Here is a 17782-nt window from a genome sequence, read left to right as displayed (position 1 = left end):
CTTAGCTGTTTTTTCTTTTTTGAACTTGTACAATAAATTCTTTTTCATACTTCTTACCATTTATATAGAAATTCCCCCACATTTTATACGTGCCCTCGGCAGGAAATGTAATTCGGTATTGTAATTGCTCATCCGTATCTACAGGCATAGCGTATAAAAAATTCTCCTTCGTTTCATCCACTATATAGAGTGACTCTACTTCTCCTCTCTCTGAATGCAATTTCAATTTTTCACCCTTTTTCGCTTGAAACTGAAATGTTAACGTAACTGGTTCATTCGGATGTAATGCGCCAAATAAAAGAGAAACTTCATACTCTCCTATTTTTTTTGTAAGTACACTGTCGATTGGAAATTTCACTTTTTTCTTATTGTTCTCCTCTTTCGTTCTACCAAAATTCTTCCTAGCGAATGACTCTACGGACTTATTTTTGTCTTCGTATAAAAATATTGTATATTCTTCGTCTTTTGCTATTTTGGAAGATAACTTATATGACCCGTTCCCTGCAAATGTGGGTTTAATTTGTTGTATGTTTTTTAACTGTCCATCTACAATCACTGCCCGCATTTGATCATTTACACCACGAATTTCATTATTCTTGTTGTTTAACAACTGAAATACAATATCTACTTTCTCATTTCCCTTTCCATTTGAAACATCCCACTTTACTTCCTGAACATCTCCTACAGTCTCTTCGTTTTCTTGATATTTTTTTATGTAAAATCCTCCTGCCACAATAAGTACTAACGCAATAAGCCCAATGACAAGATTTTTCAAAACATCACCTACCATTTTTATTGTCTCTATTCATACAAAACTTCTTAAGATATATATTCTAGATTATGATTTATGAAATCCTCCTATTTTGCACATATTACAAATAATAAAAAGATTTTAATTGAAAGGATTCGTAGTGTATAATGCAAATGATATTGATTTCTATCAATACATTATAAGGAGGACTTTTTTATGAGTGTACATATCGAAGCAAAACAAGGCGAAATCGCTGAATCTATTCTATTACCTGGTGATCCATTACGTGCAAAATATATCGCTGAAACATTTCTAGAGGACGTTACTTGCTATAATAATGTGCGTGGTATGTTAGGTTTCACTGGAACTTATAAAGGAAAACGTGTATCTGTTCAAGGTACAGGTATGGGTGTTCCTTCTATTTCTATTTATGTAAACGAATTAATCCAAAGCTACGGAGTTAAAAATTTAATTCGCGTTGGAACTTGCGGTGCAATTCAAAAAGATGTAAAAGTTCGTGATGTTATTATCGCAATGACGGCTTGTACTGATTCTAATATGAACCGTTTAACATTCCCAGGATTTGATTTTGCACCAGCTGCAAACTTTGACCTTTTAAAGAAAGCTTATGATGCTGGAACTGAAAAAGGATTACACGTTCGTGTCGGTAACGTTTTAACAGCAGATGTGTTTTATCGTGAAAGCATGGACATAGTTAAAAAACTTGGAGATTACGGTGTATTAGCAGTAGAAATGGAAACAACTGCTCTTTACACATTAGCAGCGAAATACGGTGTAAATGCATTATCTGTATTAACAGTTAGCGATCACATCTTCACTGGCGAAGAAACAACATCTGAAGAGCGTCAAACTACATTTAACGAAATGATTGAAATCGCTTTAGATGCAGCAATTCAACAATAATACACTAAAGAACTTGTCATACGTCTGGCGAGTTCTTTTTATGTGACTTTTTATAAATAACTACTTTATAAAGAGACAGATTTCTCCCCTCTACTTTCTTGTAACGTTTGTTATAATGAAGTGAAACTTTAATCAGTGGAGGTTTTTTCCATCCCCCACTGATTATTAGTTGAACCAATCGGATTTAACGGGAGAAAGAAATCATTTACAGTATTTCTCATAAGAGGTGACGCAGTGAAAAACAGAAGTATTGTCTTTAAACTATTTTTATTAACATCCACTTTATTTACAATCATATTCCTACTTTTTTTTCTAGGACAATCTCTATTTTTAGAGAAATTTTATATTAATAAGAAAGTAAAAACAGTCCAAACTGCTTTTGAAAAATTCGTAGATAATTATGATAAAAGTGATAAAAGTTATGAGCAGGTTAGAAAACTAAAACAAGAATTTCATGATAAAACAAATGCCGATATGCAGTTTTTGGATTCTAACGGTATTATTAAAAGTGATAACAATTACTATATCGATGTATTTAATCCCAATAATAATAAACAGTATTCCATTCCACTCAACAATCTTTTAACACCAGAAGAATATAATAAATTCGAGAATTTAGGTTTAAAAAAAGATGTAATAATCAATGTTGATGGAGTCGTACAAGAGAATAATATAATCACACCACAAAAATTAGGAACGAATTATAATCAATGGCAGAACGAACATTTCTATTCGGATTTTCAGTCAATTAATGGTAACCCTTCTAAGAGCAGACTTGCAAGCCGATACAAATCTACAACTCGAATCGTCTTTACAGGTGTTATAACTAAGTTACAGCTCCCATCCAAAGCGGAGGTTCGTCTTGCAAATGATATTGAAACATTACAAGCCGTTCAATATTTTGCAGATATGATTAGAGAGGGAACTTCTAACTCGAACCAATTAAGTACTTTCATATTAGATGGCGGAGAAAATATAAAAAATAGTATCTTTGTAAAACCGATTATAGAAAATGGAAGGATTACAGAATACGCTTTTGCGATAGCATCTTTGCAGCCTGTTAATGAAGCGATGCTCGTTTTAAAAGATTATTATGTCTATGCCTTAATCATCGTGTTTCTCGTAATTATTTTGTTATCCTTCTACTACTCAAAAATCATTGTTAAGCCATTAATTAAAATAAATCGTGTTACAAAAAAAATGGCTAATTTTGATTTCAGCGAGAAATTACCTGTTACAGCTGACGATGAAATTGGCGGGCTTTCTGGCAGTATCAATACATTATCTGTAAATTTAAAAGATCGAATCGATCGATTAAATGTTGCTAATACAAAGTTACAACAAGATATTGAACGTGAACGTCAATTAGAAAAAACAAGAAAAGAATTCATTTCTGGCGTATCACACGAATTAAAAACACCGCTAAGTGTAATTAGAAGTTTTGCAGAAGGAATTAAAGATGGTGTTAGTAAGGATACTTCGTATTATACTGATGTTATTTTAGAAGAAACAGAAAATATGAACAGGCTGATTGTTGAAATGTTAGCAATTAGCAAAGTTGGAATCTGGTACTTACAAACTAGATATGACGACGTTCTCAATCGGTGAATTAACGCAACAAGTCTACACAAAATTATTATTTAGCATGGAAGAAAAACATTTACAAGTGAACATCGATGCAGACCCTTCTATACTTGTTAAAGCAAATCGCAGTCGCATTGAGCAAGTAGTTGTGAACTTACTAAGTAATGCAATCCGTTATACGCCAGAGGGAGAAAAAATACAAGTCTCCATTATAGAAGCAGAAGATAACGTAAAAGTCGAAATCGAGAATACAGGAAACCCTATCCCTGAAGAAAGTCTTGAAAAAATTTGGGATCGCTTCTATCGTCTAGATGCATCACGTAGCCGTCACACTGGAGGTACCGGTCTCGGATTATCTATTGTAAAAAACATTTTAGACCTCCATCATGCCGAATACGGTGTGTATAATACGACTAACAGTGTTGTATTCTATTTCAATTTACAAAAAGTAAAAGAAGTCAAATAATTTGTCTTAATTTCACTAGGAGTTCACATGAAATTCACACTCTCCCTTTATAGTAAGAAACAAGTTAATCCTTTCCTTTACACATATAAAAGAGGAGAGTGCGTGAAATGAAACAAGCAGGACAACCTATTCAAAATGAAAAACAATTAGAAACTATCAAAAATATACTTTTACAATCTTCGAAACGTGATGGCTTATTATTCGTATTAGCTGTAAATTCTGGCTTAAAAGTAAGTGAAATCTTACAATTAAAAGTTAGTGATGTAATCGATGAAAATGAAAATGTTCGCCATTCCATTTTATTTTACAATGAAAAAGTGAAGAAACATAAATGGTTTGCTGTAAATGAAGACTTACAGCACGCAATCGAAGACTACATGAAAGAACGTAAAACTTGGAAACGTAATGAACCATTGTTAAAATCTCAAAAAGGAACAAAATCTATTACGAGACAACATGCATGGTACATTTTAAACAAAGCTGCAAAAGAAGTTGGATTAGAAGGGATTAGCTCACATACACTTCGAAAAACTTGGGGTTATTGTGCATACAAATCAGGTGTTGATATTGCATTTTTACAACACTTCTTTGATCACAGTACTCCATCAAAAACTTTAAAGTATATCGGTATTGCTTAATAACTCTTATACATAAAAAAGGTTACCATTTGAAAATTTGGTAACCTTTTTTATATTTCATATTCTCTTTTCTTGTCTCTCCTATACTGTAGTGGTACTCTAATAATAAGGGGGAGAAATTATGAACACACTTACAATTGAATTACCAAAAGAAACGGCTGAAAAACTTGATTTATTAAAACAAGCTTATGAAAAGAAAACAGGTGCTTCTATCTCTGAGAGCACTCTCGTTCAAACACTTATCTCAAAAGAATTTATCCAGGCGATAACTCCTTTTGATTTGCAACAATTCGTCAACGGAAAAGAACAGCATTAATGCTGTTCTTTTTTTATCTCTATTTAAAATATACAAAGTTTTTTATATATTTTTAGAAAAACCATTGACAATGATAATGATAACCATTATCATTTATTATGAAGCCAACAATTGATGAATCAACCAAACGCTCAGTAACATTGTTACCCCTCTTTTTCATATAGAAAGGCACTGTACATTCCCCCTGTTTGTACAGTGCCTTTCTTGTTTATTATCATTCAAAAAAATTTAATTGCTCCGGCTTCGGCTCACCATATGTAATGTTCATCATTTTCATAAGCTGTTTCGCATTATCTGCTGCATCCCCACCTGAATTGTTGTTAAACAGTACGTATATATCCTTTGTTTTCTTTTTTAATTGCTCTAATCGTTCAACCCATTCTTCCAGTTCTTTATTGTTGTAGCGATATAAACAGCGAACTGCTCTCCAGTTTTCCCCTTTATCAAGCCAACCATGAACATTTCGACCGTGAAAACGTATTAATGCCATGTCTGAATTCGTAACCTCTAACACGAGTGGCACAGAACCTATCCCAGCCTGTGGTTCATCACAAATTGTATGAATCCATTTCTCTTGTTCTAGAAACTGTAACGTCCTATCTCTCATTTCTGGATAAAACCATGTTTGATTTCGAAATTCTATTGCACATGGTAAACCTTCCATTTTTTCTTTCGTATATCGAAGAAAATCTACATTTTTCTTTTTACAATCAAACCATGGTGGATATTGAAATAAAATCGTTTTTAATTTACCAGCTTCAATTAAAGGAAGAATAGATTGTTTATATACATCAAACATCTCATCGAACGTAGAAAAAGGAATTTCACCTTTCATATGTCCTGTCATTCCTTGATATGCTTTTACGATAAAAGAAAAATCTTTCGGTGTTTCCATTGCCCATTTTGTATAGTTTCGTGCAGGTTGCATCGCATAAAATGAGCTATCCACTTCTACTATAGGAAAATACTCGCTGTATGTTCGTAATTTATTTCTATTTTCATAGGGATTTATGTATAAAGAATCATGATCTCCCCATCCTGTCACTCCAATAAACAGCACATATACCCCTCCCTTTTTAACTTCATCTTCTATTCACTTTCCAAACACTTTGCATCATGTAGCCTTTTCTTTAAGAGTATCCTTATAAAAATATGATATACTATATGGAAGAATTTTTAAAATGAGGGGTTATTTATTTATGCTTCCAAACGATGCTACTGTATCTCATGAAAAACGAATTGAAGAACTAGAAAATAAAGTACGTTTTTATGAAGAACTTGTGAATCAATTACCACATCATTTCACATACAAAAATCCACATATTGGTTTACGAATAAAGAAAACTAGAACAACCCATTCCATTCAAGAAATACCAAAAGAGAATAAAGAGGCTCATTTTCAACTTACTTGTGATTCATTATTTTTATTTGAACAACTCGAAAAACACTTTGTACATATTTTTGATGCCTTTTCACATCATGTAACTTTTGTCGATAATAAAGGGAATATTACTTTATGTAATCAAGTTGCTGCAGATGATTTCGGTGTAATACGAAATGATATTATCGGAAAACCGATTCAACAATTACTAAACTTGCCGGAAGAAAAAATTAAAGCTATTGAAACATTAAAAACGGGAACAGAAATATATAATGAAGAAGTTTTAGACAAAAACTATGGCATTATAAATAACCGAATTATTCGTGATTATAACGGGGAGATTTTTAGAGTTATTAGTGTCTTTCATTATTTAAATACAGAACGTGATGCAGAGAAGTTTTCGTTAGCAGGGCGAATCGCAGCTGGAATTGCACACGAAGTACGAAATCCTCTTACAACAGTACGAGGATACTTACAATTTTTACAAGAAAGTGTTTCTCCATCTAATAAAGAACTATTTAAAAATTTACTTATTCCTGAATTAGATCGAGCAAATAGTATCATTACAAAATTTTTATCTCTTTCAAAAACACGTGAATTTAAAAGAGAACCCTTTCCCATTAATACATTTTTACGTGAGTATATTCAACAGTTACTAGCTAGCGAAGTCTTTTTACATAACATTTCAATTGATTATAATTTTTCTACCGAATTAGATGATATATTAGTTCATATTGATCGTCATGAACTTGTGCAAGTTTTTTTAAACTTATTCCAGAACGCTGTCGATGCTCAAGGAGAAAAAAAACTTTCTATCCAAATCACTAGTTACCGCCTAGATAATTTTGTTCGTATTACTTTCACTGATAATGGGACTGGTATTCCACCAGCGATTCAAGACTATATCTTTGATCCATTCTTCTCAACAAAAGATTCCGGCACAGGTTTGGGCTTGTCAGTAACGAAAAAAATTATTCAAAATCATAACGGTACATTAAAAATGACTAGTAATGAAGATGGTACTACTTTTACTATTTCAATTCCAATCTTACCTAAAACAGCCCTTGAAAGATTAAATCAATACAAATAAAATCCAATCCACGAACTGCATGTCAATTGTTACATCCTTCAACAATTGACATGCAGTTTTTATGTTGAACTTTTCTTCTTTACATTATATAAACCTTTCTCTATATCTTACTTACTTATTTCTTTCTAGGTGGGCCAATTTCTTATTTTTTTAGAAATGGTAGTTTGTCCATCACGAATTTAGTATAAATTTCATTTTAATATATAGTAATGACTAATGATTCTATGAAAGAAAAGAATGAAAAGATGAACAATAAAAATAAAGGAAAAGTATTTTATGGTAATGATTGTTGCGAAGTAAGAGCATGTAGCCATATTAACATCCCTAAGTCAGAACTTACAGAATTTGTTAGACTTCTTCAAACTCTTGGTCAAGCTATTCTAGTTCAATATGGATCTGGTTGCCTAGGCGGAGGAACTACGGGGACTACTGGTGCTCAAGGGCCTCAACAAGGACCTGCGGGTGATACAACTGCGACACTATCTGTCTTCCGAATTTACTAACCACAATTTCCGAAAATATTTTGGGAGGACTAAGCACATTTATAAGTAATAGATGTGATTTTGATTGACTATTAAATCTCTCTTTTAATAAAAAGGAGCACTTGTTTGGGAGGATAAGTGCTCCTTCTTTACGTTTCTTTACCTCAAATTTACTCTATCTTAATCCTCTTTTTGTATGATAAATAATGAAGTCAAAGATATGAAAGAGGGATGAAAATGAGAGTTATGTCACTAATACGCATTTGGTTTGCTCTTATGGTATGCATTATTTTATGTGTAGGATTTTTTTTAACTCTAAAATATTCCACTATATCAAAAGCAGAGAAAAAAACTGTTCCATACAAACTTTTGTATACAAAACAAAGCAACATCCCTTATTCCAATGCAACAAATAATGAAAAAAAAGTTATAAAAGGAATGCTTATTACGAAAGCTTCTAGTTCCGAGGCGTTACTCCAAATTGCTGAAACGATTAAAGATCAGTATACAAATAAAAAAATCGATGAAATTACACTTTCTATCCACAATGAAAATAATGGTATTTACGAAGAAGAATTGCCTTACGAACCTATTAGTAAAGGCAAAATAATCGTCACATACGATTCCGAATCCTTTGGCAGTACGAATATTGTACTTAATGAGTAATATCATGTATCTCAACGGATATGGATTAATAGCTAATTAAGATAGACAAAAATCTCTACCGATTAAAATTTTATTTTGTTTTCATCCAAAAAAAGAGGCGAATTTTTTTATTCGCCTCTTTCTTTTACCAAAATGAAGGAATCCATTCTTTCACTTTATCAAGCCACTCTTGTTGCTCTTGTTTTCGTTGTTGTTCCTCTTCTTTCCTTCTCTTCTCTTCTTCTTTTCTTCGTTTTTCCTCTTCTATTGTAGTCAATTGTTTTTTATAATCAGCCTCAGATATGAGCGATAACTGGAATGCTTTTTGAGCTGGATTTGCGTTTGCTTTTTTCATAATATCCCGGAACATTGTCGTCGTAATTTGACTACCACCCGGAACATAATGATCGCTATCTGTTTTATCATATCCTACCCAAATCGCACCTACCAAATCTGGCGTGTATCCAACAAACCATGAATCCTTTGCACCGGTGCTCGGGCCATTTACAATTTGAGTAGTTCCTGTCTTACCTGCCGTATCAACATTATTAACTTTCGCCTTTTCACCCGTTCCCTTTTCGACAACACCTTTTAATAAATATGTCATCTTTTGAGAAATTTTCTCGCTCGTCACTCGTGTCTCTTTCTTATACCACTTTCCAAGCGTTTCACCTTCAGCATTTTGTACCTCCCTAATTGCATGAGCTTCCACTTGGACTCCATCATTTGCAAATGTACTGTATGCTTGAGCCATTACAAATGGAGATGTCCCCACATGCATACCGCCTAAAGCAATCGGATACGTACGATCTTCTGGCACTAATGGGATACCAAATCGCTCTAAAGATTTCAATCCTTTATCTAATCCAATTTGTTCTAATAGCCACACAGCTGAAACATTGTACGACTTTGCCACAGCTTCATACATTGTCACATCACCGTGAAAAGTATGATCGCTATTTTGTGGTTTATATTCTTTAATGTTAAATGGTTCATCTTTTAATATATCGTATACTTCATATCCTTGTTCTAACGCTGGTACATATACAGCCAAAGGCTTTAACGTGGAGCCAGGTTGTCTTTTTAATTGGGTTGCATGGTTAAACTGTAAAAACTGATACGGCCCTCTGCCTCCAACTAGAGCTGGTACACCACCTGTTTTTGGGTTCATAAGAACTACACCCGTTTGCATAAGTTGGTCTGAGCCACTATCTTTGAAATAACTATCATTATTCACAACGTCTTCTACAGCCTGTTGTTTTTTCGGGTCAAGCTCTGTATAAATACGATAACCACCCGCTAAAATTTCATTTTGTGTTAATTCGTACTTTTCCATCGCCTCTCTAACAATATAGTCTACATATTGAGAGTATTTTCCCTTGTATTTATCATCAACGCCACGTTTTAACACAAGTCCGCTCTCTTTTTCTTTATTATACTGTTCGTCAGAAATATACCCTTGCTCTTTCATTAAACTTAATACGACATTACGTCTTTCAATTGACTTGTTAAAGTTTTTATAAGGTGAATACGCAGATGGTGCTTTAATCAAGCCCGCAATCGTTGCAGCTTCTGAAATTGTTAAATCTTTTACATCTTTATCAAAATAAGATTTAGCTGCCCTTTTTATACCCCAAGCACCTTCACCAAAATAAATTTGGTTCATATACATTTCAATGATTTCATCTTTCGTATACGTGCGCTCTATTTTTTTCGTTAAAAAATATTCCTTTATTTTTCGGGAGTATGTGCGGTCTTGTGTCAGAAATACATTTTTCGCAAGTTGTTGAGTTATTGTACTTCCCCCTGCTACAACTTCTCCTGCTGTAATATTTTTAAAAACCGCACTTATAATTCCACTATAATAAATACCATGATGGTTAAAAAATTCCTTATCTTCTACTGCAACAATTGCCTGAACCATAATATCAGGAATATCTTTTCTTTTAACACCTTCTGTTTTCGAAGAAGCTAATTTAGTTGCGACCTCATTATTTGCATCATAAATTAAAGTCGGTTGTGGAACAGCTTGTTTTAATTCAGATATGTCTTGAATGGAAATTATTATATTTACAGCAATAAATAGAGTAACGAATACACTTCCCAATACAACTAATGAATTACGAAGTTTCTTCCTCTTATTGAACCACTCAAGCATTTTTTTAAAATGAGTGTTCTTCAATTTCATTCGTTCACTTCCTTCATTTATTTACACTCTTCTTTTTAAAAGGAAGAATATACCGCCTTTTAAATTTATTATAATAACGTAGTCATTCCTATAGTGTAAAGCTTTTCTTTTGCATTCATACTTTTTGCAAGAAAAGGACATTCTACAAGTAAGATATTCACTATTGGATATTAATATTATTAATAGAACAACGAGAGTTATGTTAAGTTTTTGTAAACTTTTCGATAAAATGTTTTAAAAAACGACAGTTTTTTGTTAGAATTGATTAGCCAATATATTTTACATATATTACTTTTGTGGGGGTAACAATAATGGTCTTTAAATCAAAAAAAGATAAATTTTCTGAAATGTTAATGAATGTTTCCGAAAATTTAAAAGAAGGCGCGCAGTTTTTCGTGGAGTATAAAATTAAAAATGCTAGCGATTTAAAAGAGTTTTCTATGCGCATGAAAGAGTATGAGTCAAAAGGTGACTCATTTATTCACGAAATCATTATGGAGTTAAACAAAGCGTTTATCACTCCGATTGAGCGTGAGGACATCCTACAACTTGCAATGAGTATGGATGATGTATTAGACGGATTAGATCACAGTGCTGGTCTGTTTGAAATGTATTCTATTACAGAAGCTGATGAATACATGATTAAATTCGTAGAAGCAATTAATCAATGTGCGATTGAGATTGCAAACTCTGTTGAATTAATGTCTAACAAAAAATTAGTCGACATTCGTACAAATGCGATTAAAATTAAGGATTATGAATCACAGTGTGATGATATTCGCCGTCATGCGATTAAGAACTTATTCTCTCGTGAAAAAGATCCGATTAAGATTATTCAATTTAAAGAGATTTACGAAGAGCTTGAAGAAGTAGCTGATAGCTGTCAAAGCGTTGCAAACGTATTAGAAACAATTATTATGAAGAACGCGTAAGGAGTTTGATCATGGATACACTCTTGATACTGACCGTTTTAGTAGTCATTTGCGCTTTAGCTTTTGACTTTATCAATGGATTTCACGATACAGCAAACGCTATTGCAACGGCTGTTTCAACGAAAGCTCTAAAGCCTAGACATGCCATTATTATGGCGGCTATTATGAACTTTTTAGGCGCAATGACATTTACAGGTGTAGCAAAAACGATTACAAAAGATATCGTTGATCCATTCGCCTTACAAAATGGTTCTCTTGTAATTTTAGCTGCTTTGCTTGCGGCGATAGCTTGGAACTTAATTACTTGGTACTACGGTATTCCAAGTAGTTCTTCGCATGCAATTATCGGCTCAATCGCAGGTGCAGCAATTGCGGCCGCTGGGATTAGCTCGCTAAATCTTAAAGGATTTATTAAAATTATTGAAGCTTTAATCATTTCACCGATTATCGCTTTCGTTATTGGTTATATCGTATACAGTATTTTTAAAGTAGTATTTAAAAACTTTAACTTAACAAAAACGAATAAGAACTTCCGTATATTCCAGATTTTCACTGCAGCATTACAAGCCTACACACACGGTACGAATGATGCACAAAAAGCAATGGGAATCATTACGATGGCTCTTATGGCTAATAACTATCATACTTCTAGCGATATCCCGTTCTGGGTACAATTATCTTGTGCTATCGCAATGGGGCTTGGTACTTCTGTCGGTGGATGGAAAATTATTAAAACTGTCGGTGGACAAATTATGAAAATTCGTCCTGTAAATGGTGTAGCTGCCGATTTATCATCATCACTTGTTATTTTCGGTGCAACATTCATTCACTTACCGGTTAGTACGACGCACGTTATCTCTTCTTCTATTTTAGGGGTTGGTGCTTCTCACCGTGTGAAAGGGGTAAAATGGGGAACTGCAAAACGTATGTTAATTACATGGGTTATTACACTTCCTATTTCAGCTTCTTTAGCTGCTCTGTTTTACTACCTATTACATTTTGTTTTCTAATCAAAAGTCGTCTTCCTTATTTTTCTAGGAAGACGACTTTTTTGTGAACAAGCCTATTTCTCATTAAAAAGCGTGTATAATAATTGATGGATAAGTTATTTAGAGGAGTTGGCAATTTTGGAATACATCATGTTACTTTTCATCGGACTAATCGCCGGAACAGTCGGCAGCCTAGTTGGGCTTGGAGGCGGAATTATTATTGTTCCGTTATTAATTGGATTACACAGTTTATCACCACAACTTGCAGTAGGGACTTCTATGGTAACAGTCGTTTTCACAGGACTATCTTCCACCCTTACTTACATGAAGCATAAGCGAGTAGATTATAAAAGTGGACTTATTTTATTTATCGGAAGCGGCCCTGGTGGTATTATCGGATCATGGGCAAATAAATTTTTAAACCAAGACACATTTTCTTTATACTTTGGGATTTTCCTTATATTCGTCTCAATTCTACTTATGCTTCGAGACAAATTAAAACCTCTTTCCCTCTCAAATACGTCTGTAATTAAGCGTTCTTTTACAGATAATGATGGAAATACTGTACACTACCAATTCCCACCGTTTCTTGCTATCTTTATCGCTTTTATAGTTGGGTTTATATCTGGATTATTTGGAATTGGTGGCGGTGCCTTACTTGTTCCAGCAATGATGCTTCTTTTTGCATTCCCAGCACATATTGCAGTAGCAACTTCAATGTTCATCGTATTTCTATCAGCAATTGTAAGTTCTGCAACTCACATCTCACTTGGAAATGTCAGCTGGATTTATGCATTAATCCTGATTCCTGGTGCATGGATTGGCGGAAAAATCGGGGCTTACATTAATACAAAACTAAGTGGTAACGCCGTAATTAATTTATTGCGTATTACGTTAATTATTCTTGGAACTAGATTAATCATTATTTCCCTTTTATAACGTATTCTTTTTAGAATGCGTTTTTCTTATACACATGAATATAAAAATCCTCCGAGGAGAACAAATAAAATTAAACAAACACATAATAACATATAATTTGAAATATGTACTTTCTTCAAGTTGACCACTCCTATAACTGCGACTGTTATCTTTATGATAGCGAAAAAATAGTTCACTTGCAGTTACAGAGTGCTAACAATGCAAAATCAATTATTACAAATTTTATCCTTATATTTCATTTCTTTGTATATTCTATCGATTTAATAAAAAAAGATGTCATATTGACATCTTTTTTAGTGAAGAAGTGACCATCCCATGAAGTCTTCATGTACTTGGCACGCCCTCTTATCCTTTCGATCATATAATTCAGCATAACTATCTGTTTCTTCATCATAAGCCATCGTATAAATAATTTGGCCGTCTACTTCAACGGATAAAACGACTCCACCTTTCATCTCTTCTACATGAATGATAGCATTCGCCGGAATTCTCATATCCGTCATTCTCATCGCATCTAACAATATACTAAACCCCCTACAGCGTATTCATTGCTAGTACTATTACACACTAAATAGTATACTACTGTAATAGCATACATTTCGTCAATGAAATTGCTGTTGAAATAGCATATTGTCTATATACATATACGCTAAAATAGAAGAAATAGAAACATATTAATGGGGGGCTAACATTGATTCTACACAAAGGAGATGTACTATTCCGTCAAGGCGAGGACGGTCCTTTATACTTTATAAAAACAGGCTTATTAAAAGTAGTTCGGCTAGAAGAAAACGGAACACCATTTTTATTCAACATTATCGTTCCAGGTGAAACGATACCTCATCATTCTTTAATTTCACCGAAAGAATATCACGGTACAGCTATCGCTTTAATAAAAACAGAAGTGGAACCGATCACTAGTAGTGAATGGTATGAGAGACTTCAAGCAAATCCCGAATCGTATGCTAACATTGCTATGCAATTGCAATCTAAATTAAGAATGATGCAACAACGAATTGATCAATTGACAACCGTCTCCCCGAAAGAACGTCTTCATCGTTTACAAGAATGGTTCACCCTATATTTAGGTGACATTCCTATATATGAAATATTAACACAAACCGAAATTGGCCAACTGATAGGTATACGCCGTGAAACAGTAAACCGTTTATTACGAGAACAAATAAAAAACGAGGTAAAATAAATACCTCGTTTTTTTGCTTATTGTAAGCTTGTTGCTGGGCCGAAAAATTCATAATGAATATGCTCTTGTTTCACACTTAAATCAGTTAGTGCAGCATTTATATGCTTCATAAATGCTACTGGACCACAGAAATAGAACTCTGCTTCAGTTGTCGGAATAATAGTTTTTAACCATTCACTTTCAATGAAACCTTCTTTATCAAAGTTCTTCATTTCTAAATCTTTTTCAGTCGGTGCAGAATAACAAGTATATGCTTTAACTTGTTCATATTCATTTTCTACTGCCTTAACGTGTTCTTTCATTGCATGTGTATTACTATTTATTGCTGCATGAACAAAATATACATTACGTTTTGAATCTTGTTCAATTAACGTATTTAACATACTCATCATCGGTGTAATCCCCACTCCACCACTAATTAGTACAACTGGTAATGTTGAATCCATATTTAACACGAAATCTCCCGCTGGTGCACTTACTGGTAAAACATCTCCTTCTTTTACATGTCCATGTAAGTAATTAGACACTTTACCGTCTGGTGTATCTACACCTTTTTCTTTTTTTACACTAATACGATAATATTCTTTCCCAGGAGCATCGGATAAACTGTATTGACGATTATGTGTATATGTCTCACCTTCAATATTGATTTGAATTGTTACATATTGACCTGGGATGAATGAAGAAACTTTCCCTCCATCTTCAGGTTTCAAATAAAATGACGTAATAACATCGCTTTCCTTCACTTTTTTTACAATCACAAAGTTGCGGAAGTCTTTCCATCCACCTTCTTTATGTGCAGCTTCTTCATACATCTCTGCTTCAATGCTAATGAATGCATCAGCAATTACACCATATGCTTCTCCCCATGCATTTAAAACTTCATCAGGTGCACCTGCGACCTCTTTAATGGCACGTAGTAAACATGTACCTACAATCGGATAATGCTCAGCTTTAATCCCTAAACTTCTATGCTTATGACCAATTTGTTTTACAACTGGAATAATTGCTTCTAAATTATCAATGTACGTTGCAGCTGCATAAACAGCATTCGCTAACGCTTGTTGTTGTCTTCCCTTTTTCTGATTCGTATGGTTGAAAATATTCAACAATTCCGGATGTTCCGAAAATAAAATTTGATAGAATCTCGTTGTAATTTCAACACCTTTTTCTTGTAATAATGGTACTGTTGACTTTACGATTTCAATTGTTTTTGCACTTAACATTGTATCCCACTCCTCTATTTCCTTAACTGTTTTTAGTTTAACTGAATCTTATAATGCAGATTGTGATTTTAATCACTATTAACACGGTGTTTTTGTGAATAATATATGAACATTGCATTTACAAAAGAAAATAAGCTAACTAGAATTCTAGCTAGCTTATTATTTTGTTTGTATAGCTTGTTCGATTACTTTTATATCTTTCCCATCGCCAAACTCCGTATACCCCCAGATATTCGTTTCACCTCTATATTTATTTACGATAATATCCAAGTCATGATATACACGGTGGGCATACACTACATACTCAATATTTTGAATTTCCACACCTTTTTTTACAATTTCATAGCTTCTATTTACATCGCGTTTTATTTTTTCATTCTTTATTTCCGTATGTATATTTTTTAAAGATTGTTCTTGTTGTTGAAACCATTGCTTAAATTGATTCCAATCCCCGTCTGTATAATTCTCTGCTTTACCATAATTTAAGAAATTATTATAGCTTTCATGTGTCATTCGAATAAAATCTAGCACTTTTGTCTCTTCTTGCACATCTTCTATTTGAGCTATTGTATTTACCTCAGCAGGCTTATTCGCATAATGTAACAGCACTTTCATAAGACTATAACTCGCAATGATCATCACGATAATAATACCTAATACATTTAACAATTTCTTCATACACAGAACTCCTTCTCTACTAAAAATATTGCAACGTATGACTATACTTGTAACATTCTCTCGTAGAAATATAATTCCTGTATTAATTCTTCCTATCATTTCGACAATATTTTTCTATACATTTCTCGTTGGCAAATGTTCTTGTAAAACAATATATCCTTCATAAGCTGTGTAACCGAGTATAACCATTAATCCGATATAACAAGCAAATACTGTCCATTTCGTTTTCGCATCCACTTTATAATAGTTTTCTTGTTGTTCCTTTTCTGTTTTCCATTCATTTAATTTTCTTTCTGACGCTTCAAATGCTTCCCTTATGTGAATTGTATACTCATCTTTTTCATCTTCATATGGAACATAATCTAACGGTTCGAACTTCGGTAAAAGATACTCTAACACTTCCATTTTTTTAAGTTCACCTATTTGTAACTCTTTTTCCCGTTCTCTTTGTCTTAATGCATTCATCTCATGATGCATCACGTATATAGTCCGATGTACAGCACCCGTTTCTTTTAATTCCTCTTCAAGCCTAGTAACATATTCTTTCATCCCATAAATTTTATGCCCTAATTCCTTAATCGGCTCATCTCTCTTTATTACTCTATATAACTCCATACAACCGATAATAACAATAAATCCTCCCAAAATACTTTTAAAGTAAATTGAATAGCCAAGTAATAAAATAAGGCCTGCTCCCCAAATTTTAGTACTGACAACTGAAATAATTCTCCCACCATCTAGCGGCGAAACGGGAATTAAATTAAAGAAATTAATCATACTTCCAAGCAAAATAACAAGCGCCCAAAATGGCTCTTTCGTCATTATATAAAGCGGTATCGCCGGTAAAAATGACAGAAGTCCGAAAAGCGGCCCCATATAGGCAATGTAAGCTTCATCTTTCGCATTTTTCGGCATCTCTTTCATTCCAATAAGGGCCCCCATAAATGGAATAAAGATTGCTGGCGATGTCGGAATCCCCTTTCTTTTCGCAGCCCATAAATGGCCCATTTCATGAACAAACAACAAATAAATGAGCGCTACTCCAAATTTCCAACCATATAGAACTGCGTATGCGCCAAGCGATAGAAACATACTAAATACCGTTGAAAACTTTGCTAATTTAAAAATTGCAAATACCCACTTTAACTTAGACAGTAAAAATAGACCTACCGCAACAATAATTCCCCATAATCCTTTTTTATTATTTTTCATATTCCTCTCCTTTATCTCTCATTAATGAATCATATTCATTCATCAAAGCTTGTTCTTTTCTCTATTATGACATATTTTTTTCTATTGTTAGAAATAATGTTTATATAATCCATTTTCAGCCAAAAATATAAATAAAA

Annotated in this window: 17 protein-coding genes and 1 pseudogene; 11 read left to right on the top strand and 7 right to left on the bottom strand. The window is 33.4% G+C overall.

Annotated elements, in window-relative coordinates:
• Position 1 precedes the first annotated feature (1 nt).
• Positions 2-790 (bottom strand): hypothetical protein, encoded by a 789-nt coding sequence (locus tag BC_RS07260; RefSeq protein WP_000232610.1) that lies wholly within the window; start codon positions 788-790, stop codon positions 2-4.
• A gap of 177 nt (positions 791-967) precedes the next feature.
• On the opposite strand from BC_RS07260, the gene deoD reads away from it, so the two are divergent.
• From deoD to BC_RS07240, 4 genes and pseudogenes are all read left to right on the top strand, one after another.
• Complete coding sequence (deoD, locus tag BC_RS07255) at positions 968-1675, top strand: purine-nucleoside phosphorylase (RefSeq protein WP_000110703.1); 708 nt, start codon at positions 968-970, stop codon at positions 1673-1675.
• 234 nt (positions 1676-1909) lie between these two features.
• Positions 1910-3725, top strand: a pseudogene (locus BC_RS07250) (sensor histidine kinase).
• A gap of 107 nt (positions 3726-3832) precedes the next feature.
• Entirely contained in the window at positions 3833-4363 is a 531-nt protein-coding gene (locus BC_RS07245; protein ID WP_000806236.1) for a tyrosine-type recombinase/integrase, read from the top strand.
• 121 nt (positions 4364-4484) lie between these two features.
• Complete coding sequence (locus BC_RS07240; protein WP_001094860.1) at positions 4485-4679, top strand: DUF3924 domain-containing protein; 195 nt, start codon at positions 4485-4487, stop codon at positions 4677-4679.
• A 214-nt stretch (positions 4680-4893) separates the two neighbouring features.
• Here the strand turns inward: BC_RS07240 and BC_RS07235 are convergent, their stop codons facing one another.
• Entirely contained in the window at positions 4894-5739 is an 846-nt protein-coding gene (locus BC_RS07235; protein WP_000897361.1) for a DUF72 domain-containing protein, read from the bottom strand.
• A 139-nt stretch (positions 5740-5878) separates the two neighbouring features.
• On the opposite strand from BC_RS07235, the gene BC_RS07230 reads away from it, so the two are divergent.
• The 3 genes from BC_RS07230 to BC_RS07220 all read left to right on the top strand — a co-directional run bounded on the left by BC_RS07230 (position 5879) and on the right by BC_RS07220 (position 8298).
• Positions 5879-7150: an ATP-binding protein gene (locus BC_RS07230; protein ID WP_000937244.1), complete on the top strand. Its 1272-nt coding sequence runs from the start codon at positions 5879-5881 to the stop codon at positions 7148-7150.
• 224 nt (positions 7151-7374) lie between these two features.
• Entirely contained in the window at positions 7375-7653 is a 279-nt protein-coding gene (locus BC_RS07225) for a hypothetical protein (protein ID WP_002182597.1), read from the top strand.
• Between the two features lie 216 nt (positions 7654-7869).
• Positions 7870-8298, top strand: a complete 429-nt coding sequence (locus BC_RS07220) for a hypothetical protein (RefSeq protein ID WP_001265560.1) — start codon at positions 7870-7872, stop codon at positions 8296-8298.
• A 124-nt stretch (positions 8299-8422) separates the two neighbouring features.
• Here the strand turns inward: BC_RS07220 and BC_RS07215 are convergent, their stop codons facing one another.
• The gene (locus BC_RS07215; RefSeq protein ID WP_000769254.1) at positions 8423-10465 is read right to left on the bottom strand and encodes a transglycosylase domain-containing protein; all 2043 of its coding nucleotides are present in this window, start codon (positions 10463-10465) and stop codon (positions 8423-8425) included.
• 311 nt (positions 10466-10776) lie between these two features.
• Between BC_RS07215 and BC_RS07210 the strand changes: the two genes are divergently transcribed.
• From BC_RS07210 to BC_RS07200, 3 genes are all read left to right on the top strand, one after another.
• A complete protein-coding gene (locus tag BC_RS07210) occupies positions 10777-11397 on the top strand; it encodes a DUF47 domain-containing protein (protein ID WP_000231449.1) in 621 nt (206 codons plus the stop codon).
• An 11-nt stretch (positions 11398-11408) separates the two neighbouring features.
• Complete coding sequence (locus tag BC_RS07205) at positions 11409-12407, top strand: inorganic phosphate transporter (RefSeq protein ID WP_000380272.1); 999 nt, start codon at positions 11409-11411, stop codon at positions 12405-12407.
• 117 nt (positions 12408-12524) lie between these two features.
• Positions 12525-13325 (top strand): sulfite exporter TauE/SafE family protein, encoded by an 801-nt coding sequence (locus BC_RS07200; protein WP_000455762.1) that lies wholly within the window; start codon positions 12525-12527, stop codon positions 13323-13325.
• Positions 13326-13618: 293 nt separating this feature from the next.
• On the opposite strand, the gene BC_RS07195 is transcribed toward BC_RS07200, so the two are convergent.
• Positions 13619-13846, bottom strand: coding sequence for a hypothetical protein (locus tag BC_RS07195; protein WP_000883008.1), 228 nt, complete (start codon positions 13844-13846; stop codon positions 13619-13621).
• A 170-nt stretch (positions 13847-14016) separates the two neighbouring features.
• Between BC_RS07195 and BC_RS07190 the strand changes: the two genes are divergently transcribed.
• Positions 14017-14529 (top strand): Crp/Fnr family transcriptional regulator, encoded by a 513-nt coding sequence (locus BC_RS07190; protein WP_000600589.1) that lies wholly within the window; start codon positions 14017-14019, stop codon positions 14527-14529.
• Between the two features lie 17 nt (positions 14530-14546).
• On the opposite strand, the gene hmpA is transcribed toward BC_RS07190, so the two are convergent.
• From hmpA to BC_RS07175, 3 genes are all read right to left on the bottom strand, one after another.
• Positions 14547-15755, bottom strand: a complete 1209-nt coding sequence (gene hmpA / locus BC_RS07185; RefSeq protein ID WP_000947336.1) for an NO-inducible flavohemoprotein — start codon at positions 15753-15755, stop codon at positions 14547-14549.
• Between the two features lie 159 nt (positions 15756-15914).
• Positions 15915-16433: a hypothetical protein gene (locus BC_RS07180; RefSeq protein ID WP_000735224.1), complete on the bottom strand. Its 519-nt coding sequence runs from the start codon at positions 16431-16433 to the stop codon at positions 15915-15917.
• A gap of 114 nt (positions 16434-16547) precedes the next feature.
• Positions 16548-17645 carry a site-2 protease family protein gene (locus BC_RS07175; protein ID WP_000794504.1) on the bottom strand — a complete coding sequence of 366 codons (1098 nt, stop codon included), beginning with the start codon at positions 17643-17645 and terminating at the stop codon, positions 16548-16550.
• Positions 17646-17782 lie beyond the last annotated feature (137 nt).

The organism is Bacillus cereus ATCC 14579 (assembly GCF_000007825.1).
Lineage (GTDB): Bacteria > Bacillota > Bacilli > Bacillales > Bacillaceae_G > Bacillus_A > Bacillus_A cereus.
This window is presented reverse-complemented; position numbering and strand designations above follow the sequence as displayed.

Excerpts from the sequence above, each read along its gene's own strand:
- BC_RS07260 (WP_000232610.1), bottom strand. The coding sequence starts at position 790 with ATGGTAGGTGATGTTTTGAAAAATCTTGTCATTGGGCTTATTGCGTTA.
- deoD (WP_000110703.1), top strand. The coding sequence starts at position 968 with ATGAGTGTACATATCGAAGCAAAACAAGGCGAAATCGCTGAATCTATT.
- BC_RS07245 (WP_000806236.1), top strand. The coding sequence starts at position 3,833 with ATGAAACAAGCAGGACAACCTATTCAAAATGAAAAACAATTAGAAACT.
- BC_RS07240 (WP_001094860.1), top strand. The coding sequence starts at position 4,485 with ATGAACACACTTACAATTGAATTACCAAAAGAAACGGCTGAAAAACTT.
- BC_RS07230 (WP_000937244.1), top strand. The coding sequence starts at position 5,879 with ATGCTTCCAAACGATGCTACTGTATCTCATGAAAAACGAATTGAAGAA.
- BC_RS07225 (WP_002182597.1), top strand. The coding sequence starts at position 7,375 with ATGAAAGAAAAGAATGAAAAGATGAACAATAAAAATAAAGGAAAAGTA.
- BC_RS07220 (WP_001265560.1), top strand. The coding sequence starts at position 7,870 with ATGAGAGTTATGTCACTAATACGCATTTGGTTTGCTCTTATGGTATGC.
- BC_RS07215 (WP_000769254.1), bottom strand. The coding sequence starts at position 10,465 with ATGAAATTGAAGAACACTCATTTTAAAAAAATGCTTGAGTGGTTCAAT.
- BC_RS07210 (WP_000231449.1), top strand. The coding sequence starts at position 10,777 with ATGGTCTTTAAATCAAAAAAAGATAAATTTTCTGAAATGTTAATGAAT.
- BC_RS07205 (WP_000380272.1), top strand. The coding sequence starts at position 11,409 with ATGGATACACTCTTGATACTGACCGTTTTAGTAGTCATTTGCGCTTTA.
- hmpA (WP_000947336.1), bottom strand. The coding sequence starts at position 15,755 with ATGTTAAGTGCAAAAACAATTGAAATCGTAAAGTCAACAGTACCATTA.
- BC_RS07180 (WP_000735224.1), bottom strand. The coding sequence starts at position 16,433 with ATGAAGAAATTGTTAAATGTATTAGGTATTATTATCGTGATGATCATT.
- BC_RS07175 (WP_000794504.1), bottom strand. The coding sequence starts at position 17,645 with ATGAAAAATAATAAAAAAGGATTATGGGGAATTATTGTTGCGGTAGGT.